We start from the raw sequence: 23,787 nt of genomic DNA on the forward strand, positions 1-23,787 counted from the left end.
CATCGGTCAGCGCGGCGCCCGAGAAGCACACGATGCGTAGCGGCGGATAGTTCATCTTCGGTGCACGAGCCTTGTTCGGAATAGCCAGCCAAACCTCAAAATGTGCAAAGCGCCGCATTGTGCTGGCGCAAAGGCGTGAATCGATTGCTGATCGGCGGCCTCTTCCGACGCATCCAGGTCTCCCATATGAAGCTGTGCGCCAGTCGCGCATTTTGGTTGGTTGCGTACCCTCGGGCATCAGGTAGACCAACGCCTTGGCCAGGAACTGGTGATGACCACGGTGCGAGCCGTTGACTTCAACCGTGCAGCCAGCTGTAAGGGGCGCTGTAGAGTTGCTGGACGGTCTGTGCGGAGTCGGGCACCGAGGAGGGCATGGTCATTACCAAAAGGAGATACTTAGTAATGATAAGTATCATCGGCAAGATATTCTACCGTTCCATTGCCCGCAATCGGTGCCCGACGGGATCAGTAAGAGCGGGCTCCTTGTCGGGTGGGTTTGGCGACGTTGCGCTCGAATAATCTGTGGGAAAACTCCAGTACCGCCAACACCAGTTGAACGGCACCCAGCACCAGTAAGAAAGGCGAAGCGCCACCGCTGACGGCCAATACCTGCAGTACCACTACGATCACGCGCAGCAAGGCGCTGAGACGGGCGTGTTCGCGCGTGGGGGCTCGCCAACGCACAAAGCCCCACACAAGGTATGCCCAGGCGCCGATGTTGAGCAGGAACATGGCCGTGGGGTCGAGCGTCGAGAAGCGGCTGTCGAAGCCCAGTTGATGATCGAGCCATTGGATCAGTGAATAGGCCCAGACGGATACCATCGGCAAGGCGAATGGAGCCATTGCAAGAATGTCGTATACAGCGCCGACGCGTATGATTTTCTCATGTGTGGATTGGGTCATTGCGAGTCTCCTCCTGGAGTGGCTGGTTCAACAAGTCGCGAATTTCTTGGAACTCCCCCGATTTCAGTCCGTTACGATGGCGCTCGGCCAAGACTTGGACGATATGCCCAGCGCGGGACTCGGCGTCGACGATGTAGCCGGGAACTGCCGCTCGTTGCCGCAGCGCGACAAGATCGCTGAAACGTTCATCCGCCGCCATGATGGTCCGCGCCACAGTCGTCTGGACGTTGCAGAGCCCCAGAACTGCAAAGAATGTGTGTGGATTTTCCAATTGATAGATTTTTGCCAGAGCGTTCAACGCCGCCTTGGATACCGAATATGAGAGCATCCCGGCACGTTGGCGCAGTGCCGAAATCGATGATGAGAAGACCACGGTACTGGGGGGCTGCGTCGCACTCAGCATAATGTCCAGGACCATTTTCACGGCGCCCAGGTTGAGCGCCAAGACGCTATTGAACTCCTGCATCGAGGTCTGCGTGGCCAGTTGGGGCGCGCTGCCGAACCTTCCCGCATTCAGGTAGACGGTCTCTACCGGGGTAGGGGTGCGCGATAGCAACGCCTGCAAGATTGCCGGTGCGCGCTCGATATCGGTCAAATCGCACCGCAGGAAGTGGAAGTGCTCCTGTGGCGGGATATTGGCCGCAGGATTTCGTGACACCGCGAGCACCTCGTCGCCCCTGGCCAGGTGATAGCGTGCCAGAGCGTTGCCGATACCGGTGCTTACACCGGTGATCAATATGCTAGCCATGATTGCCCCTAGAATTTGCCGATGTGATAGCCACCATCGGCGCTGAGCACCGTGCCGGTGATGTAGCTGGATCTCTTGCTCAGCAAAAACACGATCGCGTCGGCGATTTCCTCTGGCAGGGCAAAGCGCTTCATGGCCGTCACGTCACGCTTGCGCTGGGTGTTTTCCGGATGGGCAGCCAGCCGTTCCGGAGAGTTCATACCTCCCAGTGTCGGCCCGGGCGCTACGGCGTTGACGCGCACGGCAAAGCGGGATTCGCTGTCGCAGGCATTCTCCATGGCGGCGACCTGCGTCAAGGCATTGAGCGCTGTCTTGCTGGCGACGTAGGCCGCCTGATTGGCCATAGGCATCACGCCAGCGCACGAGGACACATTGACGATCGCTCCATCGGGGTACTGGCTGATCAATGCCAGTTCTTTTTGCAGGCAGTAAAGGGGGCCGTTCAGGTTGGTGTGGATGACCCTGTTCCAGTCCTGCGGTTGAACTGTCGCGATCGGCGCGTAGGGGGCGGTAATGCCTGCATTGTTGATTGCGTAGTGCAAGCGATCAACCTCGCCGGCCACCGTCGCGAATGCCTCGGCTACTGAAGTTTCCGACGCTACATCGCAAAAGATGAACTGCGCCGAAGCACCTAGTATCTCCAGAGCGGCGGCGGCCTTTTGCTGGTTCCTGCTCATGAGGAACAGCCGCGCGCCCGCTCCGGCCAGTTGCTTTGCCACCGCCAGGCCGATGCCGCTTGCACCGCCGGTGATGACGATGTTCTTGTCTTGAAATTCCATGTTATTGATTCCCGTAATGGATGTGAGCGGGACGCTTGTAATGCTCATTCACACAGCAATACACCCGCTCGAGTTGCGGATTGCTCTTGTCCCGAAAGCAGTTACCGTCAAACCGGCATTGCTGGACCTGATCTTCATGACCGGAGAGTGACTTGCTGATCAGGTCGTTATCGGCAAAAAGGGCTCGGCTCATGCCGATCAGATCGCAGTGACCAAGACGCAGTTGATCTTCTGCCTCCTGCAGGGAGCCAATGAAACCGGCATAGCCGACCGGGAGGGAGGTGAACGACTTGATCAGGCGTACCCCTTCGACGAACTGTCGCTGAATCGTCGGATGGGCAGAAAGCATGTAGCGGAAGGTTTCCTTGATGGTGATCGAGCACATGATTGCCGACGTCCCGGCGTCCGACAGGGCCGCCACGACGTCCTCGAGCAGTTCCGGTTGCTGCCCGTTCGCGCCCAGACAATCATCGATGCCCAGGCGCACGGAAACTTCCAGGTCTCCAGCGGTAACCCTGTGAATGCGGTCGATGACTTCCAACAGGAACCGCGCTCGCTTGAGCGGGCTGCCGCCATAGGCGTCACGGCGATGGTTGGTCCAGGGCGACAGAAAACTGCTCAGCAGATAGCCGTTGGATGCCTGGAGCTGGACCATCCTGGCGCCGGCCTGTCTGGCACGCAGAGCCGCTTGGGCAAACTGATCGCAGACAGCGTCGATGTCCTCGACACTCATCTCTACCAATAGATCGGCACCGCTGCTGCCGGATAACGCACTGCGGCTTGGGCAAAGCAGCGGTTGGCCGCTGATCTGCGTGCCACCTTGGGCTCCGTAATGCTGAAGTTGCACCACCACCGGACAGTCCCGCTGGTGGCCGTACTCCACCAGCGGCGCGAGCTTTTCCATGTTGGCATCGCTGTGCAGGCACAGGCCACGCGCATGCAGACGCGTGGAGGGCGCTATGGAGGAGTTGCCCAGCACCACCATGGCGCAGCCACCATCGATCACATGTTGATAGAAAGTGAGCATTTCTTCGGACAGCGAACCGTCCGAGGTGGCCAGGTCGATGCCCATCGGGGCGAAATACAACCGGTTTTTCAGCGAAACGCTCTGACCGATCACCAGTGGGCGTTGTGACATCTCATAGCTCATGGGCGCACGATCCTCATGCCACGATTTGCTCGTGGGCGAGAGGGGCAGGCGAAGAGGCAGCGGCCCATTGCATCTGCCCGGCAAAGAAGCAGTGGCACTTGATCGTTTCACGGAGCTCGCTGGCCTGGTCCTTGGACAGCTTGCCGAACACCAGCACCCGCTGATCGGATTCGCTGGTGGAGCAGATCGAAGCGACTGGCAGGCTGAGGAAACCACCCCCTTCTATGTAGAGCGATACGGTACTGACCGTGCTCCAATCGATGGCCCCGGCTTGATGAGTCACCAGCACTCCCAGTACCGAGAGCAGGCTCAGCCTGGCGTGCAACACGCTATCGGCGTGATGCACGAGGATATTCTTGGGCAAGCGATCGGAAGGGGCAAACCAATGATCCTGAGGGTAGTTCAACGAGCGCATGCGTTTGAACAGCGGTAACTTGATCACTGCGCCTTGCAGCCAAAGACGCGACACCAGCCGACCGTTCTGATAGAAGTTCGCGCACTTGTCGATGGACTTGGGTTGTGATCGCTTGAGGCCCTTGGCCTGCTGCACCACGATTTCGACTTCATAGGCCGATTCGGTGTAGGCATTGAAGGAAATGCGCAAGTCTTCGATGGAAATGGAAACTGCGCCACGCTGGTGTCCCAAGTAGTTGTAGACATAGTGGTACATGGCTTGCCTGGCCACTTCGATCAACATCAGGCCCGGCACATGTTCGTGCTGCTTGTTGTAGAAGTAGTAATTCTTGGTGTCGTTGATCAACAGATAAGACCCCTGCCTGGCCTTATCCCACTGCGCGAGCGCTTCAAGGCATTCGATCATGCGTAATACCTGGTCGGACGGTATCTCGGCATCACCGCCCTGAAAATGCTGGGCCAGGTAGCGTTGGGCCTGCTGGGGGATGAATTCAGCCGTGAGGATGAAGTGGTCGCCGCACTCGGTATAGAAATCGGTCAGGCGGATCTCGAAGGTGGAGAGTGTGCCCGCCTGTTCCGCGCTGATGGTCAAGGGCAGATAGCGCAGCACATACTGGCCATCTTGCGCACGGTACAGCTCCTTGAACAGAGCCTGATCCTGCGCGTTGCCAGCCAGTATTTCGGCACCGATCGGAGCGCTGAGAAAACTGGGCAGAATCAGCCTTGGTCGAGCGATCAGAACATCCTTGGGTGTGTCTTTGTGCAACAGATGAGGGTCAATCGAGTCTGCGCTGTTCATGAGTTGCGATCTCCAAGTGAGCGAGTTGGGGAATGTAGGGGGAGATGGGACAGCAAAAGCTTGATGATGACCCCATGTACCGGCGCCACCGGCAGCATGTACAGGCGGCCGAAAGTATTGAAGGTCTTGACGGAGGTGGTGATATGCAGGCAACGCGGTTGCGTGAGTGTTGCATCGATCGAGACCATGACCGCCAGATGGGTATCGCGTGAGGTCAGTACCAGCTTCTGTGCGCTGATGGCCTCGATGGTGAAGAAATCGAGCTTTTCGCCGACCGCCGGGACGCACTGTGGTGTGACGCCCGAGAACCCGCCGATCCTCTCGACGTGAAAGTGCTGCGAGATGCTGTCGCGCAGCCTGAACGCGCCTTTGAGCCAGGCGGGCGTCGCGGCCGTCATCAGGCAGTACAGTTCGAATACCGTGGATTCGGTGTCGATGATCGCGCTGGCCGAATGCAGAAAACCCAGCTCATGGTGCGCGGCCACCAGGCTGGCGCACGGTGGGATCTGGTCGTTTGGCGTCTTCATGATTGATGACACCTTATTGCAGCAGGGCGATTTGCGCCTGCTCGGCCTGCAACAGCATGTTTTCGTAGAGCTGGTCGGCGGATGCCTGGTCCTCAATGACCTGTTCGGCGACATTCTGAGAGGTGACGTCGATTGACTCGTCATCGATGAATACCGATTCGTAGATCCCGACGACAGGCAGGTAGATACCTTTGACGTACGCCACCGTCTGCTGCAAAGGCCTGAGCAATTCATCCAGTGTGTAACGGTTGAACCCGCCAGCGCGGTAGCCTGTGGATGGTGCACCCACCGTGGTGATGATCATGAACTCCTTGTTCTTGAGCTTGTCGCCGCCGCGTGCGTAGGCATAGCCGGGGGTGAACACTTCGTCGATCCACTGCTTCATGATTGCCGGGCAGGAATACCAATACAGCGGAAACAGCAACACGATGCGGTCATGGGCATCGAGCAACGCCTGCTCTGCACGAATATCGAACCCGGTGGGCGTTACCGCGCTGGCCAGGCTATGGACCTTGACGCCACGATGGCTGATCTTGCTCATGATCGCGATATTGACGCGGGAAACCGAGAGGTCAGGATGGCCAGAAATAACAATGACTTTTTTCACGTAGGGCGCGTGTCCTTTATATAAATAAGTCGGTTGGAATGCCGATGCAGCACTATTTAAGAGCAGGTGCCTGAAGTTGTAACCTAACCTTTTGGGGAGGCGGTTTGGCCAACTTGCCGGCAGCGGCAGGCCACTCGTAGTGCTTCAGGCCACTTCTCGATCAACAAGGCTGGGCGGTACCCTGATCCAGTTGGCCATGATCTTGTGCCCGTCGATCACGGTCAGTTTGTCGTCGCAATGAGCGTCGAAGCCCGCTTTGCGCAACAATCGGGCAATCCCCGGCGGAGATACCGTGATCAATTGGCGAACCCCGTGGAGAGCCGCGACCTTGAGCACTTCGTGCAGTAGCGCCACGGCGTTCGGCGATGACAGTGAATGGCCAGTGAAGGTCCGTTGTTGCAGGTCGACGGCGGCAAAACGGGAGATTTCCCAGATGTCCGCGGAATGGGGGAGTGCCTGGCCGCCGATCACCTGGGGAAACACTTCTCCCAGCAGATAGGGCTTGTGCGTGGGCAGCAGCCGCGCTACGCCGACGATGCGCGGGCCTTGATGGGCGATCACATATACCGTGTCGTCGCGATCGAATTGATCCAATTCCTCACCGATCGCACACTCCAGATGCCATCCAAGCTTCTCGACAAATACGCGATAGCGGTATTGCAGCAGGGCCTGCCACAGTTCTATCGGTAAGGTAAGGCGCGTACCCGTGGTCATATACATGAGGAACCCTCGGCAAATAATCGAGGGGGCATTCGGCAGAATAATCGAATGCTTAGGTACTGCTCTTTTGGGCAGGTGTGTCGTCAAGATGCGAGTATTATTATTGTTGTTATCACTCAGCGATGTTAACGCTTCAGAGGTGCGGAAATGAGTGGTGTGTCAGGTGAGCAAGCCCAGTGAAGTTGCGCGCACTACGGTAGCGGTGCAGTTATGGACGCCCAGTTTCGAGCCTGCATTGCGCAGGTGAAATTTGATGGTTTCCCGCGATAGCGAGAGGATCAAACCGATCTCGTAGGCGGTCTTGCCGTCGGCTGCCCACTTAAGGACTTCACATTCGCGCCGCGACAGCGATTTTTCCTGCGGTAATTGCCAGTGCGGTGTCAGCACGCGCAAGAAACCCTGATGGGCGACATGCACCAAAAACCGCATGTATTTTTGATTGGCGGCAAGCTCTTGGGTAGTAATAGGGTCGCTGGGGCGCGCCAGTGTCAGCATGCCGCCGCTGCCGCGGCCGTCCAGACAGGATTGCGCCCAACCGTGGACTAGTCCGGCGGCGTGGGCCTCCTCCCACATCTGCGGGCTTTGCTGGGTCATTTGCTCGTCCCAGACAATCGGTGTCGTCGATTTCGTGCAGTGTTGTACCGTCGGGTCCACGGCCATGTATTCGCATTGGACATAGCGTTGTCGCCACGAAGGCAGAAAATTGTTGCTCATCACGACCTTGGGGCGGGTGACGGGTATGGGGATTCGGATCCCATAGGCGCAATAGTCGAACCCTAGGTGTCTCGCAGTGCTTACGATCCGGGCCAACAATTCAGCTTCGGTTCGGGCATTGTCGATCGTGTCCAGCAGATCATCCATCCATTTCACTGTCATTCTCCTTGAATTGACTTTGTTACGCTCTATCTGCACCGAAAATTACTTTCGGACACACTGATGACGCAGGGTGGTGTTGTCATGGCTTGGTTGACTGGTCGGGCCAGTGATCGGTATTGGGATTACTGGCCCTAGGCAAGGGTAGCCTGACCGCGACGGGAAAACATTGGGTTCTTCACGGAATCCCGGGAAACACAGAAACAAGAACACCGATTTGATGGATGATGTTCGTGTGAGCAAACACATCTAAAAAACCGGCGTTCTTAGGCACGATATTAATACGTTTCTTCCCTTTTGGGCGGGCTTTTCTATTATCACCATCAAACCTGACGGTGACACGCTTCAAATCACACTGACTCCTATTGCTACCCAATGACCCACTTGAGGAGCTTGCCTCCAGCCGTGCACGACCATTCATGAGTATTGCGAACGATCAATTCGTGACTTGCCGATCCTGGGCCACAGCGTTCAGTTAAAAGTGCTGCTACGCCGGGTGAACTGCCGAAACTGTGGCAAGAAGATGGAAGCAGTCAGTTGGTTCTACAGGCGCGCACTACCTGTTCGATCCGGACTTCTGCAACGTAGCCTCTGGCTGGGAAAAGGGCATTGTCGAGAAGAACGTTCAAGACAGTCGACGGCGCATTTGGCTTACCCAAGCCCCACACAATAGATACAGCTTCTCTTTCCCCTGAAAATACCGCGATTAAGCTACGGCAGGCTGCCACGCTTCGGCTTAATGGAGCGCAAAGTATTCTGCTTCATTTTACGGAGTCTTTCTTCAGCTCGAACCAAGCAGTGGCCACCTTCTCGAAAGTGTGTTCAGTCTCAGCGAGTTTGGTTTGCCTTACCTCATCACGCTGGGTTTTGGGATCAGTGCCAAAAGCGAGCAACCCACGTGCCTCTGCGGCTTTCTTAGAGGTTGGGGTATGGACCAAGCGCCATGTTGATACGGCTTCTGGTCAACGGCTCGCGGTAATTGAAATTCCACATCATTGAGCCGCTCGCGCGTACTCGAAGCTGTAAGCCATCGCCGTCGCTGAGGACGAAGTCTTTACCAGTTGCCTTGACTGCCTTGAGCTGGCGATCGGAGAGGCGGGTTGCGTTAGTAGGCATGGGGGCTACCTCCAGCACCGTTTTGGTATCCTGAAAATAGCATTTGGCAGTCCGGGATACCACTTGGGATACCAAAGCGCCTGGAACTCAGAAACCCGGCAAAGCCCCCATAAGCGCTGAAATCCCGGTATTCACTGGATTTCAGGCACAAAAAAAGACGTCCGTGGACGTCTTTAGATGATGAAGTGGTGGAGCCGGGGGGATTTGAACCCCCGTCCGCCAGTACTCCGCTGTCGGTACTACATGCGTAGCCGTGTCTATTAAGTTAACCCGCAGCGACCCGACGGGCAGGGTGCTTTGGGCGAGTTGTGTAAGTTTTAGCCGATTCGTCCACAACGTACTGCACGGCGATTCTGTTCTATATGACAATCATTTTGGGTTTACAGACATCCCCTGATGATTGCTGGCACCGAAGTAGCCAGGAGGAAGGCTAGCGCCGCTTACGCAGCGAGAGCTTGTTCCCCGTAATGGTCGTCATTGGCAACTATAAGTAGTTGCAACAGTGGATTTACGAGTTCTGTTACCAACTCGGCATGCACCTAGAGTTTCGCGACCGGCGTCGAATCCTAAACGGCCCCGTGCCTGCTGTACGTAACCAGCAGGCATGCACAGTGTACGCCAATCTGGCTCGCAAGGCCATCCCGATGCTGACCCGCTTTACTGGCCGGCTTTGGGGCTGTTGCGGATTTCCTGGAGCGCCCGCTCGGTGATGGCGACGCACTCCCTGGCGCTGTCGTTGGTGTTTCTATCCGCGGCGGCCTTGGCCTGCTGGATGCTGGTCTCGAGGTTGGCCTGCCGGTTGGAGTCCAACTGGGTCTTGGCACTGTTGAGGCTCTGCAGGTTCATCGCGCAAAGGTCCTTCTCGGCCGAGGCAAACACCGGGGCGGCGATGACGCAAGTGCTGACAAACAGGCCCAGCAGCACGGAACGCTTCATGTGTATCTCCTTGAACTGAGTGACCCGATTTCATTGGTGATCAGAGCGGACTGTCGAGTAGGGGGACGTCCCGCGCTCGCGGGACTCGCTCTATGGACTACCGCCGCTGGCCAAGGTTCTATTTTTATCCGTGTGCCGACTTGGCCCGGGTCACCCGATCCACCAGGTACACCAGCCCGTGGTAGTCGATCCCGCCATGCAGGCTCAAGCCGATCTCGCAGGTGCGACTGGTGGAGATCCCTTCTTCGCAATACTGCACGGCGTCCTTCAAGGTCCGCAGCGAGTGGGCATTCAGTTCCGGAGTGGTGAAGCCCTTGTCGCCGGCAAAACCACAGCAGTGAATGCCTTCCGGAATCACCACGTTATGGCTGCAACGCCGCGCCAGGTCGATCAGCGCCTGGCTTTCGCCCAGGTGCTGGGTGCTGCAGGTCACGTGCACCGCAATCGGCGCGTCCTGTGGCGTGAATTCCAGCCGCTCCACTAAATGCGTGCGAATGAAACGCACCGGGTCGTAGAGGTCGAGGCGGGTATCGCCCAGGTCTTGCACCAATCGCAAGGTGCACGGGCTGGTGTCGCAGTAGATCGGGTCGAGGCCGCCACGGCTGGCGTGCAGCAGTGCGCCGATCAGCTCCTGGCGTTTGTGCTCGGCCTGCTCGGCGTAGCCCTTGGAGGCGAACGGTTGGCCGCAGCAAAGCTGGTCGGTGTTGTCCGGGAACACCACCTGGTAACCGGCTTTTTCCAACAGGCCACGGGTCTTGTCCAGCAGCGACATCTGCTCCTTGTCACCCGCCGCCGGACCCATCACCCGCGATACGCACGCCGCCAGATAGACCACCCGTGGTCGCTCGTCGCTGACCGCCGGGCTGAAGCGCACCACGCGCTCTGGCTGCGGCATGGCGCTGGTCCATTGCGGCACGCGGCCCTTGGACAAACGTGTCAGGCCCGATGACAGCTTCGCCAGGCGCGGCGCCCCGAGCAGCATGCGCGCGCCATTGGCAACATGCAGGGTAAAGCGCACACCTTGCAATACCGTGGCGAAATGCGTGCCCAGCCAGTCGACGGTTTTCCCGTGGCTGGCGTGCTCGCCCCGCAGCTTTTTCACCAGCTCGCCGGTATTGATGCCCACCGGGCAGCGTTGTGCGCAGAGCCCGGTCGCGGCACAGGTGTCGATGCCCTGGTACTGATAGGCCGCCTCCAGTTCAGTGGTGTCGACCCCAGCGCGTTTTTTCGCCTGGATATCGCGCCAGATCACGATCCGCTGGCGCGGGCTCAAGGTCAGCCCCTTCGACGGGCAGACCGGTTCGCAGAAGCCACACTCGATGCATTTGTCGACGATCTCATCGGCGGCCGGCAACGGCTTGAGGTGCTTGAGGTGAATCTGCGGGTCGTCGCTGAGCACCACGTCCGGGTTGAGAATGCCCTGGGGGTCGAGCAGGCGCTTGATGGCCCACATCAACTGGTAGGCGTCCTGGCCCCATTCCAGTTCGACAAAGGGCGCCATGTTGCGCCCGGTGCCGTGTTCGGCCTTGAGCGAGCCGCCGAACTCGACGGCCACCAGATGCGCGACGTCATCCATGAACGCCTGGTAGCGGGACACTTCGGCGGCGTTGTTGAAGCCCTGGGTAAAGACGAAGTGCAGGTTGCCTTCCAGGGCATGGCCGAACAGGATCGCTTCGTCGTAATGGTGTTTGTCGAACAGCGCGATCAGGCGGTTGACGCCGATGGCCAGTTGTTCGACCGGGAAGGTCACGTCTTCGATGATCACTGTGGTGCCGGTCTTGCGCACGGCGCCGACGGCGGGAAAGGTATCCTTGCGGATCGCCCAGAGTCGGGCGTTTTCGGTCGGGTCTTCAGTGAAGTCGACCTGCTTTTCCACTGGGAACGGCGCCAGTGACGTCATGATCTGCCGCCTTTGCTCCTGCAGCAGTGACGAGGAGGCCGCGCGGGATTCGATCAGCAGAGCGCAGGCGCCGTCGGACAGTTCACGCACGAACGCCGGCATGCCCGGCTTGTCCTGCACCGAGCGCAGGCTGCGGCGGTCGAGCAGTTCGACGGCGGACACCGGCTGGCTTTTCAATACGGTCACGGCGGTGCAGCAGGTCTCCACATCGGGGAAGACGATCAGCGCCGAGGCCTTGTTCGGGTGGTCGATCACTGTGTCGTAGGTCACCGCGCTGATAAACCCGAGGGTCCCCTCGGAGCCCACCAGCAAGTGGCTGAGGATCTCCAGCGGTTCATCGAAATCCACCAGGGCATTGAGGGACAGGCCGGTGGTGTTTTTCAGCCGGTACTTGTGTCGGATCTTTGCCGCCAACTCGCTGTTGGCTCGGGTTTCCCGGGCTAATACCGAAAGTTGATGGAGCAGCGAGCCATGGCTCTGGCGAAAGGCCGCGACGCTGGCCGTATCCTCGGTGTCCAGGCGGCTGCCGTCGGCCAGCACCAGGCGCATTCCGGCGAGGGTGTGGTAGGTGTTCTGCGCGGTGCCGCAGCACATGCCGCTGGCATTGTTGGCGACGATGCCGCCGATCTTGCAGGCGTTGATCGAGGCCGGGTCCGGGCCGATCTTGCGTCCGAACGGGGCCAGCCAGGCATTGGCCTGGGCACCGATAACGCCGGGTTGCAGGCGGATTCGCGCGCCTTGATCGCGAATCTCTCGAGCGTTCCACTGGTCGCCGAGCACGATCAGCACCGAGTCGCTGATTGCCTGGCCTGAAAGGCTGGTGCCGGCGGCACGGAAGGTCACCGCGACCTGGTCGCGGCTCGCCAGCTTGAGCAGGGCGACGACCTCATCTTCGGATTCGACGCGGATCACCAGCTTGGGGATCAACCGGTAGAAGCTGGCGTCGGTGCCGAAGGCCAGGGTCGAGAGCGGGTCATCGAAACGGCGCTCGCCGGGGATCAGGCGTTCGACCGCGTGGAGGAACGATTGGGGCAGGCTCATGCAAACTCCTCACGGGGGCGCGGCGTCTGGTGCGCGACGTGCCCCGTTCAATCAGGCGGTGATTCGTAGGGGTGCGAGGTTCAGGCGCCCAGTTCACGAACCAGCGAATCACGGTTGATCTCGCTGATGGACTTGGCGCCGGTGAGCACCATGGCCACGCGCATTTCCTTCTCGAACAGGTCCAGCAGGTTCTTCACCCCGGCTTCGCCAGCGACGGCGAGGGCGTAGAGGAACGCACGGCCGATCAGCACGGTGTCCGCGCCCAGGGCGATCATACGTACCACGTCCAGGCCGCTGCGGATGCCGGAGTCGGCGAGGATCTTCAGGTCGCCTTTCACCGCATCGGCGATGGCCGGCAGCGCGCGGGCGCTGGACAGCACGCCGTCGAGCTGGCGACCGCCATGGTTGGAGACCACGATGCCGTCGGCACCGAACTTCACTGCATCCCTGGCATCCTGCGGATCGAGAATGCCCTTGATGACCATCGGTCCTTCCCAGAACTCGCGGATCCACTCCAGGTCCTTCCAGGAAATCGACGGGTCAAAGTTGTTGCCCAGCCAGCCGATGTAGTCGCCCAAGCCCGTCGGGTTGCCGCGATACTTCGAGATATTGCCGAGGTCGTGGGGCTTGCCCATCAGGCCCACGTCCCAGGCCCACTGCGGGTGAGTCATGGCTTGCCAGACACGCCGCAGCGGCGCATTCGGGCCGCTCATCCCGGAATGCGCATCACGGTAGCGGGCACCGGGCACCGGCATGTCCACGGTAAAGACCAGGGTGGTGACCCCCGCGGCCTTGGCGCGCTCCAGGGCATTGCGCATGAAGCCGCGGTCCTTGAGCACGTAAAGCTGGAACCACATGGGCCGGTCGATGGCGGGTGCCACCTCCTCGATCGGACAGACCGACACGGTCGACATCGTAAAGGGAATGCCCTTGGCCGCCGCCGCGCGAGCCGCCTGAACCTCGCCGCGCCGGGCATACATGCCGGTCAGGCCGACGGGCGCCAGGGCTACCGGCATGCTCAGGGTCTCATTGAACAGGCGGGTTTCCAGGCTCAGCTCGGACATGTTGTTCAGTACGCGCTGACGCAGGGCGATGTTCGCCAGGTCCTCGACGTTATGCCGCAGGGTGTGCTCGGCGTAGGCGCCGCCGTCGGCATAGTGGAACAGGAACGGTGGCAGCTTGCGTTGGGCGGCTGCGCGGTAATCGGTAGCGGCGGAAATAATCATGGGGGCTCGCAGCGTTGGTTGAAAGGGAGCGGTTGCCGGGGGCTTCGACAGGCCCCCGGTCCTGGTCACTTTAGTGCACCAGCATGCCGGTGAAGATATAGGCCTGGAGCAGCGTGATCAGGCCGACAATCGTGGCGAAGAACAGGCTGTGCTTGAGGGTGAAGCGGAACAGATCCGACTCCTTGCCCACCAGGCCGGTGGCCGCGCAGGCCACTGCGATCGATTGTGGCGAGATCATCTTGCCGGTGACGCCGCCGCTGGTATTGGCCGCCACCAGCAGGATGTCGTTGACGCCGATCTGGTGCGCGGTGGTCGCTTGCAGCGAGCTGAACAGGGCGTTGGACGAAGTGTCGGAGCCGGTGAGGAATACCCCCAGCCAGCCGAGGAACGGCGAGAAGAACGGGAACGCGGTACCGGTCGCGGCCAGGACCAGGGCCATGGTCGAGGACATGCCCGAGTAGTTGGTGACGAAGGCGAAGGCCAGCACCATGCCGATGGACAGGATCGGCCAGCGCAGCTCGTAGAAGGTTTCGCGAAAAGTGGTCAGTCCAGTTTTGATAGTGATCTTCAGGATCAGCATCGACACCAGGGCGGAGAAGAAAATCGCCGTGCCGGTGGCCGCGATCGGGTCGAGCTTGAAGACGGCGGGAATCGCGGTAGGTGTCGCGACGATCGGCGCGCTCTTGATCACCAACTGGTCCAGGTGCGGGATGGCGAAGTTGAACACCGTGCCGTACATCGCGCCGCCAGTGGCGAACAGTGCCTTGAACGACTTCAGGGTCCAGATGGTCACCAGTACGGTGAGGATCAGGAACGGCGACCAGGCCTTGAAGATCTGGCCCAGGCTGTAGGGTGAGGCGAGGCTGCTGCGCGGTTGGCCGAAACCGCCGACGCTGGCGGTGCTGACCACGCCCGCGGCGGCGCCGGCGATCTGTACGCCGGCGGTACGCTTGGGTTGCCAGACTTTCAGGAACAGGGTCAGCGAGACCAGGCTGACCAGCGCCGAGGTGATGTCCGGCAGTTCCGGACCGATGAAGTTCGAGGTGAAGAACTGGGTCACGGCAAAGCTCAGGCCGGCCACCAGGGCGGCCGGCCAGGTTTCCCGCACACCGCGCAGGCCGTCCATCATGAACACCAGCCAGAACGGTACGAACAGCGACAGCAGTGGCAACTGACGACCGGCCATGGCGCCGATCTTGAACGCGTCGAGGCCGGTGACCTGGCCCGCGACAATGATCGGGATACCCAGGGCGCCGAAGGCCACCGGTGCGGTGTTGGCGATCAGGCACAGGCCGGCGGCGTAGAGCGGATTGAAGCCCAGGCCCACCAGCAGGGCGGCGGTGATCGCCACCGGGGCGCCGAAGCCGGCGGCACCTTCGAGGAAGGCGCCGAAGCAGAAGCCGATCAGCAGCACTTGCAGGCGCTGGTCGTCGGTAATCGACAGCACCGAGCTGCGGATGATTTCGAACTGGCCGCTCTTGACCGTCAGTTTGTAGAGGAACACCGCCGCGACAATGATCCAGGCAATGGGCCACAAGCCGTAGGCGAATCCGTAACCTGCGGCGGCGAGCGCCATGTCGGCCGGCATCTTGAAGGCGAAGATCGCCACCAGGATCGACAACACAAGGGTGATGCTGCCCGCGACATGACCCTTGAGGCGAAACACCGCCAGGGCCAGGAAGAAGAATACGATGGGAATCACGGCCGTGAGAGCGGACAGGCCGAGGCTGCCGAGAGGTGTGTAGAGCTGTTGCCAGGTTTGCATAGTGGGGTGGCCCCTAATTGTTGTTGGTCAGGCACTGATATCGATTTGGCTAATTGGTAATACCAATTTACAATCGCCGGACGCTAGGTTAAAAGCCTTGTTGGTGATGTGTCAATTTGCCGCCCTGAAACTTTCGTCTGATAGGTCTTCGGCGGAAGGGCTGAACGGGTGATTTATGTCGCGTCTGGCAGGTGCTGGCGGCGCCTCGATAAGCCAGAATAGACCGTCCCGGCAAGGGTTCGGGATCGTGAGGAGTGAGTGATGGGGTTTGATCAGGTTCGTCAGCGCCGTTTGTCTGACGATATTGTCCTGCGGCTTGAGGAGATGATCCTCGAGGGCACGCTCAAGGCTGGTGAGCGGCTGCCGGCCGAGCGCGCGCTGGCCGAGCAGTTCGGTGTCTCACGGCCGTCGCTGCGCGAGGCGATCCAGAAACTGGCGGCCAAGGGGCTGCTGGTCAGCCGCCAGGGCGGCGGCAATTACGTGGTGGAGTCGCTGGGCTCGACCTTTAGCGATCCGTTGCTGCATCTGCTGGAAAGCAACCCGGAAGCCCAGCGCGACCTGCTGGAGTTTCGCCATACGCTGGAGGCGTCCTGCGCTTATTACGCTGCGTTGCGGGCGACCGAGATGGATCGGGAGCGCCTGCGCATGGCCTTTGAACAGTTGCAGAGCTGTTATGGGCGGGCGGGCGAAGTGGGGCGGGCGGAGGAGGGCGCGGCGGATGCGAGTTTTCACCTGGCGATTGCCGAGGCGAGTCATAACGCGGTGTTGCTGCATACCATCCGCGGCTTGTTCGATCTGCTCAAGCGCAATGTGCTGACCAATATTGGTGGGATGTACAAGCAGCGCAGCGAAACCCGGGACATGCTGATCAGCCAGCACCGCGAGCTGTACCTGGCGATTATCGAGGGGCGTGCCGAAGACGCGCGCGAAGTGTCCAGCCGGCACATTCTGTATGTGCAGGAGGTGCTGGAGGAAGTGCGCCTGGAAGTGCAGCGGGTGGCGCGGGCGGAGCGGCGCAAGGGGTTGTAGGCGAGTGCATGGGTGTCGTCGCGATCTGAATATCACGCAAAACCTGTAGGAGCCGGCTTGCCGGCGATGAGGCCCTCAAGCCTTGCGGCGTTTGCAGGGGCGCCATCGCTGGCAAGCCAGCTCCCACACTGACCGTGTTGAGGTCAAGACGGTCGTGCCTCGGGTTTAGTCTTCCTTGCCCTTGTTGCGCACGGCGCGCTGCAAGTCCCGGTTGGCATCGCGCTCGCGCTCGGTATCGCGCTTGTCGTATTCCTTCTTGCCCTTGCCCAGGGCGATCTCGCACTTGACCAGGTGCTTGCTCCAATACAGCGACAGGCAGACACAGGCATGGCCCTTCTGCTGCACGGCCGCGTGGATCTTTTCCAGCTCGCGCTGGTTGAGCAGTAGCTTGCGCGTGCGCGTCGGGTCGGCAATCACGTGGGTGCTGGCCGTCGTCAACGGCGTGAAGTGGCTGCCAAACAGCCAGGCTTCACCGTTCTTGAGCAGTACATAACTGTCGACCAGTTGTGCCTTGCCTGCACGCAGACTCTTTACTTCCCAGCCGGCCAGGACCAGACCAGCCTCGAACCTTTGTTCGACGAAGTAATCGTGGCGCGCCTTTTTATTTTGCGCGATGGTCCCTGTGGGGTGTTTCTTCTGTTTAGCCATAGGGGCGGCATTATAGGGAGTTGCGCGCCACTCGGCTACGGTGAAGCTGCGTGCTTGAGCGCGTAGGATGAATCCCGGACAATGCGCGCACTTTTGTTTGCCGCCCAGCTGTGGAATCAACGCTGACATGACGACCCATATTCAACGCTCGGCCTTGCTGCCTTACCCGGCACAGGCGCTTTATGACCTGGTGAACGACGTGGCGCGCTACCCGGAGTTCCTGCCGTGGTGTTCGACGGCCCAGGTGCTGGAAAGCTCGGAGCTGCACATGCGCGCTACGCTGGCAGTGGCCAAGGGCGGCTTGAGCCAGCATTTTGTTACCCGCAATACGCTGGTGCCGGGGCAGTCGATTGAAATGAACCTGGAAGAAGGGCCTTTCAATCAACTGCACGGTGTCTGGGTGTTCAAGGCCCTCGGGGAGAAGGCCTGCAAGATCAGCCTGGACCTGACCTTCGATTACGCCGGGCCTATCGTGCGGGCGACCCTGGGGCCGTTGTTCAATCAGGCGGCCAATACCCTGGTGGATGCGTTCTGCCAGCGGGCCAAGCAGCTCCATGTCTGAGTCATTGGTTGCGATAGAGGTGGTTTACGCCGATGTCGGGCGTCAGTGCCTGCGGGCGCTGTCAGTGCCGGCGGGAACGACGTTGCGGGCGGCGGTGGGGCTGTCGGGGATCGCCGGACAATTTCCCGGGCTGGATGTCGTGGGCTGTCCGCTCGGGGTCTTCGGCAGGGCGATTGCCGATGCCGATACCCGCGCAGTGGCGGAAGGCGATCGTATCGAGATCTATCGTCCCTTGCTGGCGGATCCGAAGGAGGTCCGGCGCCTGCGTGCGGAAAAAGCAGCCAAGGCCAAGGCGCAAAACCTGTAGCCATAAAAAAACCCGGACATGCCGGGCTTTTTTCTGTCGCCGTTTTACTGCGGTGTGGTGTCCAGCGGTTGTGGCGTCGGAACCGGTACGGCTTTCACACCGTCGACATCTTTCTGGATCTGGTCCAGCAGCGAGCCCGGTTTGACCGGCTTCTCGGGTTTCGGCTTCTCGGCATTCTGCGCCGGAGCATTCACCGTGGTGCCGCTGTCCTTGCCGAGGATCGCTTCGTCGCGGCTCACGCCGGGCTTGAAGTCGCCGGACAGGCTGGCGAGTTGATCATTGGCATTGAACAGCAGGCTGATGCGTTCCTGTTGGCGTTCACCGCCACCGGGCTGCAGGCTATACAGGTAATCCCAGCGATTGGCGTGGAATGTGTCGGTCAACAGAGGGTTGCCCATGATAAACCTTACTTGCTTGCGGGTCATTCCCGGGCGCAACTGGTCTATCATGTCCTGCGTGACGACATTGCCCTGCTGGATGTCGATTTTGTAAACCCCGGGGAATGAACAACCGGCGAGTGCGAGCAGTCCCACTAAGGTAAAACTGGTTAGCAACAGCTTGGTGTTTTGCATCGGTGGGCGACTTCCACTATCTTGGCTGGGACAACGTAAACCCCGATCATACCCGTATTAAGAGAAGCTGCGAAGCAGCATCGCGAGAAAGCTGACCATGGTTGAAAATAGCGAACTACGTAAAGCCGGCTTAAAAGTGACTCTGCCACGGGTCAAAATTCTGCAAATGCTCGATTCCGCCGAGCAGCGTCACATGAGCGCCGAGGATGTCTACAAGGCGCTGATGGAAGCTGGCGAGGATGTTGGCCTGGCAACGGTCTACCGTGTACTGACCCAGTTCGAAGCGGCCGGGTTGGTGGTTCGCCACAATTTCGACGGCGGCCATGCGGTATTCGAGCTGGCGGACGGCGGGCATCACGATCATATGGTCGACATGGATACCAGCGAGGTGATCGAATTCACCAGTCTGGAAATCGAGAAGCTTCAGAAGGCTATTGCCGAAGAGAAGGGTTTCGATCTGGTGGACCACAATCTCGTGTTGTACGTACGCAAAAAGAAAAAGTAAGTCTGTCGCGAATACCGGTTCGCGAAGCGAGCGAAGGCGACCCTGGGGTCGCCTTCGTGCTTTTTGTTGCCAGATTTTTCCTGGTGCCGATGTCCGGGCTCAGGCTTTGGCGGTGATCACCATTTTTTTCGCGTGAGCCAGGGACTCCTTGGTCAGGTCGATGCCCCCCAGCATGCGCGCGACTTCTTCGATTCGTTCGGTCTTGCTCAGTTTCGAGACCGCCGTACGGGTGGCATCGCTGCCGCGCATCTTGTGCACGAATAGATGATGGTGCCCTTGCGCCGCCACCTGGGGCAGATGCGTGACCGTCAGGACCTGCCCGCGTTCGCCGAGGCGGCGTAGCAGCTGGCCGACGATCTCGGCGGTCGGGCCGCCGATGCCCACGTCCACTTCGTCGAACACCAGGGTCGGGATGCGTGAGGTCTGTGCGGTGATGACCTGGATTGCCAGGCTGATCCGTGACAGCTCGCCACCGGAAGCGACTTTGGCCAGCGCCTTGAGTGGTTGGCCGGGGTTGGCGCTGACCAGCAGTTCGACCTGCTCAAGGCCGTAGGGCAGCGGCTCGTTGCCGGTGTTGGCATGCAGTTCGATGCTGAAACGGCCACCGGGCATGCCCAGGCGCTGGATTTCCTGCTCCACGGCGCCGGCGAGACCGGTCGCCGCTTGCTGACGCAGGTCACTAAGTTCCCGTGCCCGTTCCTGATAATGTCGGGCATAGGCCGCGAGTTCTTCGCTGAGGCGCTCGACGGCTTCGTCGTTGGCATTGAGGGTTTCGATTTCATCCAGCAGCTTTTGCTGGAGGGTCGCCACTTCCGTCGGCTGGATGCGGTGCTTGCGTGCCAGGGTGTAGATGGCGTCCAGGCGTTCCTCGAGCTGTTGCAGGCGCGCCGGGTCGGCATCGAAGTGGTCGAGGAAGCGGTTCAGTTCGCCGACGGCTTCCTCGACCTGGATCTGTGCGCTGGCCAGCAGGTTGGTGGCTTCACCCAGGGCGCCGGAGCCGTTGTTGACGCTGGACAGGCGATTGAGGCTCGCGGTCAGGGCGTTGAGCACATTGCCTGAATCGCTTTCGCTGCACTGTTCCACGACCTGGCGGCAAATGCCGAGCAGGGTTTCGGCATTGGTCAGGTTCTTGTGTTCCTGCTCCAGGTCGCCCAGCTCGTTTTCCCCCAGACCAAGGTTCTCCAGCTCTTCAAGCTGATAACTGAGCAGTTGGTGGCGGGCGCGCTGTTCGTCGCCGGAGTTGGAGAGACGCTCCAGTTCCTGGCGGGTCTGGCGCCAGCGCTGGGCCGCGAGCTGGACCTGGCGGGCGAGATCGGTGGCGCCGGCGTATTCGTCGAGCAGGCGGCGGTGGGTATCGGTTTTCAGCAGGGACTGGTGTTCGTGCTGGCTGTGGATGTCGATCAACAGTTCGCCGAGGGCCTTGAGGTCGCCCTGGGGGCAGGGCGAGCCGTTGATATAGCCGCGCGAGCGACCTTCGGCGGTAATGACCCGGCGCAGGATGCACGGACCGTCGTTGTCGAGGTCGCGTTCGGCCAGCCAGGCCCGGGCTTCGGGGATGTCTTCGAGGTCGAAGGTGGCGAGGATATCGGCCTTGTCCGCACCGGGACGGACCACGCCGCTGTCGGCGCGATCGCCCAGGGTCAGCCCGAGGGCGTCGAGCATGATCGACTTGCCGGCGCCGGTTTCGCCAGTGATTACGCTCATCCCGCGATCCAGTTCCAGATCGAGATGTTCGACGATTGCGTAGTTATGTACGGACAGGTGCACCAGCATAAAGGCCGCTCCCAGGCTTTAGGTCTGGTTATTTATACAGTGTTTTGATTTGTGCTGACAATGCTTGCCCTTAGTTCGATTGGCTTGCATGTCGGGCTTTTTTAGCGCGATCGGTAATCTGGCGTGGACATACTGACAGGCGATTGCTGTGCTTGCGGCCCTTGAACCAGGAAATTGCGACCCCATATATCGGGGCAGAAGCGCGGGTCGAGCTCGCGGACGATATTGAAAGGAGGTTTTTTTATGGCTGACGAACAGACTCTGGATTCGCAAAATCAGGAAGCCGGCTCGGCTACGCAGGCACAGGGCGACGACCTGGCCACCCGTGTCCAGGTGCTCGAAGAGCAGTTGGCGACGGCACAGGATCAAGGGCTGCGTGTCGCGGCTGACCTGCAGAACATTCGCCGGCGTGCCGAGCAGGATGTTGAAAAAGCGCACAAGTTCGCCCTGGAGAAATTTGCCAGCGACCTGCTGCCGATCATCGACAGCCTGGAGCGTGGCCTGGACCTGTCCAATCCGGACGATGAGAACATCCGGCCGATGCGCGAAGGTATCGAGCTGACCCTGAAGATGTTCCAGGACACCCTCAAACGTTACCAGTTGGAAGCTATCGATCCGCATGGCGAGCCCTTCAATGCTTCCCTGCACCAGGCCATGGCCATGCAGGAAAGCGCCGATGTCGAGCCCAACAGTGTGCTGAAAGTATTCCAGAAGGGCTATCAGCTCCACGGTCGCCTGCTGCGCCCGGCGATGGTGGTGGTCAGCAAAGCGGTTGCTCCGGTTTCGCCGACGATCGACGAGCAGGCTTGAAATCGGCCGCAAGGCCCCCATCTACAAGTCAAGCGTTTAAATGCTACCGCAGTTGGCCATAACCGCTGCGGCAAAAAAATCAAAGTTTCGGGAGAGTGAAATGGGCAAAATTATCGGTATCGACCTGGGGACCACCAACTCCTGCGTCTCCATTCTTGAAAACGGCAAGGCCAAGGTCATCGAAAACGCCGAGGGTGCGCGCACCACGCCGTCGATTATTGCCTACGCCAATGATGGCGAAATCCTGGTTGGCCAGTCGGCCAAGCGCCAGGCCGTGACCAATCCGCATAACACCCTGTACGCGGTGAAGCGTCTGATCGGTCGCAAGTTCGACGAAGAAGTCGTGCAGAAAGACATCAAGATGGTCCCTTACAAAATCGCCAAGGCTGACAACGGCGACGCTTGGGTTGAAGTGAACGGCCAGAAAATGGCACCGCCACAGATCTCGGCTGAAATCCTCAAGAAAATGAAGAAAACCGCCGAAGACTACCTCGGCGAGGCAGTGACTGAAGCGGTCATCACCGTTCCGGCCTACTTCAACGACAGCCAGCGTCAGGCCACCAAGGACGCCGGCCGTATCGCCGGTCTGGACGTCAAGCGGATCATCAACGAACCGACCGCGGCCGCTCTGGCCTACGGTATGGACAAGGCCAAGGGCGACCACACCGTCATCGTTTATGACCTGGGTGGCGGTACCTTCGACGTGTCCGTGATCGAGATCGCCGAAGTCGATGGCGAGCACCAGTTCGAAGTGTTGGCCACCAACGGTGACACCTTCCTCGGCGGTGAAGACTTCGACATTCGTCTGATCGACTACCTCGTCGACGAATTCAAGAAAGAAAGCGGCATGAACCTCAAGGGTGACCCGCTGGCCATGCAGCGCCTGAAAGAAGCCGCTGAAAAAGCCAAGATCGAGCTGTCTTCGGCTCAGTCGACCGACGTCAACCTGCCGTACATCACTGCAGATGCCACTGGTCCGAAGCACCTGAACGTGAAAATTTCCCGCGCCAAGCTGGAAGCGCTGGTGGAAGACCTGGTTCAACGCACTATCGAACCTTGCCGCATTGCGCTGAAAGACGCCGGTATCGACGTCGGTTCGATCAACGACGTGATCCTGGTCGGCGGTCAGACCCGCATGCCGCTGGTGCAGAAGCTGGTGACCGACTTCTTCGGTAAAGAAGCGCGTAAAGACGTCAACCCGGACGAAGCCGTTGCCATGGGTGCTGCTATCCAGGGCGCCGTTCTGGCCGGTGACGTCAAGGACGTCCTGCTGCTCGACGTCAGCCCGCTGACCCTGGGTATCGAAACCATGGGTGGCGTGATGACCGCGCTGATCGAGAAAAACACCACGATTCCTACCAAGAAATCGCAAGTGTTCTCGACTGCCGATGACAACCAGGGTGCCGTGACTATTCACGTCCTGCAGGGTGAGCGCAAGCAAGCCGCACAGAACAAGTCCCTGGGCAAGTTCGACCTGGCCGAGATTCCACCCGCGCCACGTGGCGTGCCACAGATCGAAGTGACCTTCGACATCGACGCCAACGGCATCCTGCACGTCGGCGCGAAAGACAAGGCCACCGGCAAAGAGCAGAAGATCACCATCAAGGCCAACTCTGGTCTGTCGGATGAAGAAATCCAGCAGATGGTTCGCGATGCCGAACTCAATGCTGAAGAAGACCGCAAGTTCGAAGAGCTGGCCAGCGCCCGCAACCAGGGTGATGCCCTGGTGCACTCGACGCGCAAGATGATCGCTGACGCCGGTGACAAGGTCACCGCTGAAGAGAAAACCGCGATCGAAGCGGCCGTGGTTGCCCTGGAAGCCGCTGTCAAAGGCGACGACAAGGCCGCTATCGAAGCCAAGGTCGAGGAGCTGTCCAAGGTCTCCGCGCCTGTGGCCCAGAAGATGTACGCCGAGCAGGGCGCCAAGCCTGAAGCGGGTGCACAGCCGGCCAAGGAAGAAGCCCACAAGGATGACGTGGTCGACGCTGAGTTCGAAGAAGTCAAAGACCACAAGTAATCCACTTGTAGGTTGGCCGGTTGACTGCGCTTGAGCGGTGACTGGTAGGATGTCGCCGCG

23 protein-coding genes, 1 other RNA gene and 1 pseudogene are annotated in these 23,787 nt (G+C 59.9%); 6 read left to right on the top strand and 19 right to left on the bottom strand.

Annotation, left to right across the window (positions count from 1 at the left end; genetic code table 11):
- Positions 1–465 precede the first annotated feature (465 nt).
- The 16 genes and pseudogenes from AC07VG_RS14890 to AC07VG_RS14965 all read right to left on the bottom strand — a co-directional run bounded on the left by AC07VG_RS14890 (position 466) and on the right by AC07VG_RS14965 (position 15,504).
- Complete coding sequence (locus AC07VG_RS14890; protein ID WP_495001364.1) at positions 466–903, bottom strand: hypothetical protein; 438 nt, start codon at positions 901–903, stop codon at positions 466–468.
- The gene (locus tag AC07VG_RS14895; RefSeq protein WP_495001365.1) at positions 884–1,651 is read right to left on the bottom strand and encodes an SDR family NAD(P)-dependent oxidoreductase; all 768 of its coding nucleotides are present in this window, start codon (positions 1,649–1,651) and stop codon (positions 884–886) included. The genes AC07VG_RS14890 and AC07VG_RS14895 overlap by 20 nt, the downstream gene beginning before the upstream one ends.
- Positions 1,652–1,659: 8 nt before the next feature.
- A complete protein-coding gene (locus AC07VG_RS14900) occupies positions 1,660–2,430 on the bottom strand; it encodes an SDR family NAD(P)-dependent oxidoreductase (RefSeq protein WP_495001366.1) in 771 nt (256 codons plus the stop codon).
- 1 nt (position 2,431) lies between these two features.
- Positions 2,432–3,580: an oxidoreductase gene (locus tag AC07VG_RS14905; RefSeq protein WP_495001367.1), complete on the bottom strand. Its 1,149-nt coding sequence runs from the start codon at positions 3,578–3,580 to the stop codon at positions 2,432–2,434.
- Positions 3,581–3,593: 13 nt separating this feature from the next.
- Positions 3,594–4,793 (bottom strand): AfsA-related hotdog domain-containing protein, encoded by a 1,200-nt coding sequence (locus AC07VG_RS14910; RefSeq protein ID WP_495001368.1) that lies wholly within the window; start codon positions 4,791–4,793, stop codon positions 3,594–3,596.
- Positions 4,790–5,320, bottom strand: coding sequence for a DUF2867 domain-containing protein (locus AC07VG_RS14915; protein WP_495001369.1), 531 nt, complete (start codon positions 5,318–5,320; stop codon positions 4,790–4,792). The genes AC07VG_RS14910 and AC07VG_RS14915 overlap by 4 nt, the downstream gene beginning before the upstream one ends.
- A gap of 13 nt (positions 5,321–5,333) precedes the next feature.
- Entirely contained in the window at positions 5,334–5,927 is a 594-nt protein-coding gene (locus tag AC07VG_RS14920; RefSeq protein ID WP_495001370.1) for an NAD(P)H-dependent oxidoreductase, read from the bottom strand.
- A gap of 144 nt (positions 5,928–6,071) precedes the next feature.
- Complete coding sequence (locus AC07VG_RS14925) at positions 6,072–6,647, bottom strand: acyl-homoserine-lactone synthase (RefSeq protein WP_495001371.1); 576 nt, start codon at positions 6,645–6,647, stop codon at positions 6,072–6,074.
- A gap of 159 nt (positions 6,648–6,806) precedes the next feature.
- Positions 6,807–7,523, bottom strand: a complete 717-nt coding sequence (locus AC07VG_RS14930; protein ID WP_495001372.1) for a helix-turn-helix transcriptional regulator — start codon at positions 7,521–7,523, stop codon at positions 6,807–6,809.
- Between the two features lie 175 nt (positions 7,524–7,698).
- On the bottom strand, positions 7,699–7,869 hold the full coding sequence (locus AC07VG_RS14935) for a hypothetical protein (RefSeq protein ID WP_495001373.1): 171 nt from the start codon (positions 7,867–7,869) through the stop codon (positions 7,699–7,701).
- A 418-nt stretch (positions 7,870–8,287) separates the two neighbouring features.
- Positions 8,288–8,636 (bottom strand): annotated as a pseudogene (locus AC07VG_RS14940) (integrase arm-type DNA-binding domain-containing protein); the annotation flags it as partial.
- A gap of 186 nt (positions 8,637–8,822) precedes the next feature.
- Positions 8,823–9,214: a transfer-messenger RNA gene (ssrA, locus tag AC07VG_RS14945) on the bottom strand.
- 79 nt (positions 9,215–9,293) lie between these two features.
- The gene (locus AC07VG_RS14950; protein ID WP_495001374.1) at positions 9,294–9,572 is read right to left on the bottom strand and encodes a PA2433 domain-containing protein; all 279 of its coding nucleotides are present in this window, start codon (positions 9,570–9,572) and stop codon (positions 9,294–9,296) included.
- Positions 9,573–9,696: 124 nt separating this feature from the next.
- Positions 9,697–12,513: an FAD-binding and (Fe-S)-binding domain-containing protein gene (locus AC07VG_RS14955; RefSeq protein WP_495001375.1), complete on the bottom strand. Its 2,817-nt coding sequence runs from the start codon at positions 12,511–12,513 to the stop codon at positions 9,697–9,699.
- 80 nt (positions 12,514–12,593) lie between these two features.
- The gene (lldD, locus tag AC07VG_RS14960) at positions 12,594–13,739 is read right to left on the bottom strand and encodes an FMN-dependent L-lactate dehydrogenase LldD (protein ID WP_495021424.1); all 1,146 of its coding nucleotides are present in this window, start codon (positions 13,737–13,739) and stop codon (positions 12,594–12,596) included.
- A 70-nt stretch (positions 13,740–13,809) separates the two neighbouring features.
- On the bottom strand, positions 13,810–15,504 hold the full coding sequence (locus tag AC07VG_RS14965; protein WP_495001377.1) for a lactate permease LctP family transporter: 1,695 nt from the start codon (positions 15,502–15,504) through the stop codon (positions 13,810–13,812).
- Between the two features lie 261 nt (positions 15,505–15,765).
- Between AC07VG_RS14965 and AC07VG_RS14970 the strand changes: the two genes are divergently transcribed.
- Positions 15,766–16,533: a GntR family transcriptional regulator gene (locus AC07VG_RS14970; protein ID WP_495001378.1), complete on the top strand. Its 768-nt coding sequence runs from the start codon at positions 15,766–15,768 to the stop codon at positions 16,531–16,533.
- Positions 16,534–16,698: 165 nt separating this feature from the next.
- Here the strand turns inward: AC07VG_RS14970 and smpB are convergent, their stop codons facing one another.
- The gene (gene smpB, locus AC07VG_RS14975) at positions 16,699–17,181 is read right to left on the bottom strand and encodes an SsrA-binding protein SmpB (protein WP_100939616.1); all 483 of its coding nucleotides are present in this window, start codon (positions 17,179–17,181) and stop codon (positions 16,699–16,701) included.
- Between the two features lie 127 nt (positions 17,182–17,308).
- Here smpB and AC07VG_RS14980 point away from each other — a divergent pair, with 127 nt between their 5' ends.
- Together AC07VG_RS14980 and AC07VG_RS14985 are read left to right on the top strand one after the other, a co-directional pair.
- Positions 17,309–17,743 (top strand): type II toxin-antitoxin system RatA family toxin, encoded by a 435-nt coding sequence (locus tag AC07VG_RS14980; RefSeq protein ID WP_495001379.1) that lies wholly within the window; start codon positions 17,309–17,311, stop codon positions 17,741–17,743.
- Complete coding sequence (locus AC07VG_RS14985) at positions 17,736–18,050, top strand: RnfH family protein (RefSeq protein WP_495021425.1); 315 nt, start codon at positions 17,736–17,738, stop codon at positions 18,048–18,050. The genes AC07VG_RS14980 and AC07VG_RS14985 overlap by 8 nt, the downstream gene beginning before the upstream one ends.
- Positions 18,051–18,094: 44 nt before the next feature.
- Here the strand turns inward: AC07VG_RS14985 and AC07VG_RS14990 are convergent, their stop codons facing one another.
- Complete coding sequence (locus tag AC07VG_RS14990; protein WP_495001381.1) at positions 18,095–18,622, bottom strand: outer membrane protein assembly factor BamE; 528 nt, start codon at positions 18,620–18,622, stop codon at positions 18,095–18,097.
- A gap of 97 nt (positions 18,623–18,719) precedes the next feature.
- On the opposite strand from AC07VG_RS14990, the gene fur reads away from it, so the two are divergent.
- Positions 18,720–19,127: a ferric iron uptake transcriptional regulator gene (gene fur / locus AC07VG_RS14995; RefSeq protein WP_495001382.1), complete on the top strand. Its 408-nt coding sequence runs from the start codon at positions 18,720–18,722 to the stop codon at positions 19,125–19,127.
- A gap of 99 nt (positions 19,128–19,226) precedes the next feature.
- Here the strand turns inward: fur and recN are convergent, their stop codons facing one another.
- Positions 19,227–20,900: a DNA repair protein RecN gene (recN, locus tag AC07VG_RS15000; protein ID WP_495001383.1), complete on the bottom strand. Its 1,674-nt coding sequence runs from the start codon at positions 20,898–20,900 to the stop codon at positions 19,227–19,229.
- A gap of 243 nt (positions 20,901–21,143) precedes the next feature.
- On the opposite strand from recN, the gene grpE reads away from it, so the two are divergent.
- Together grpE and dnaK are read left to right on the top strand one after the other, a co-directional pair.
- Positions 21,144–21,710 carry a nucleotide exchange factor GrpE gene (gene grpE, locus AC07VG_RS15005; RefSeq protein WP_495001384.1) on the top strand — a complete coding sequence of 189 codons (567 nt, stop codon included), beginning with the start codon at positions 21,144–21,146 and terminating at the stop codon, positions 21,708–21,710.
- Between the two features lie 100 nt (positions 21,711–21,810).
- Positions 21,811–23,727 (top strand): molecular chaperone DnaK, encoded by a 1,917-nt coding sequence (gene dnaK / locus AC07VG_RS15010; protein ID WP_495001385.1) that lies wholly within the window; start codon positions 21,811–21,813, stop codon positions 23,725–23,727.
- The last annotated feature ends 60 nt before the right edge of the window (positions 23,728–23,787 follow it).

The organism is Pseudomonas sp. GW821-FHT03C07 (assembly GCF_059420925.1).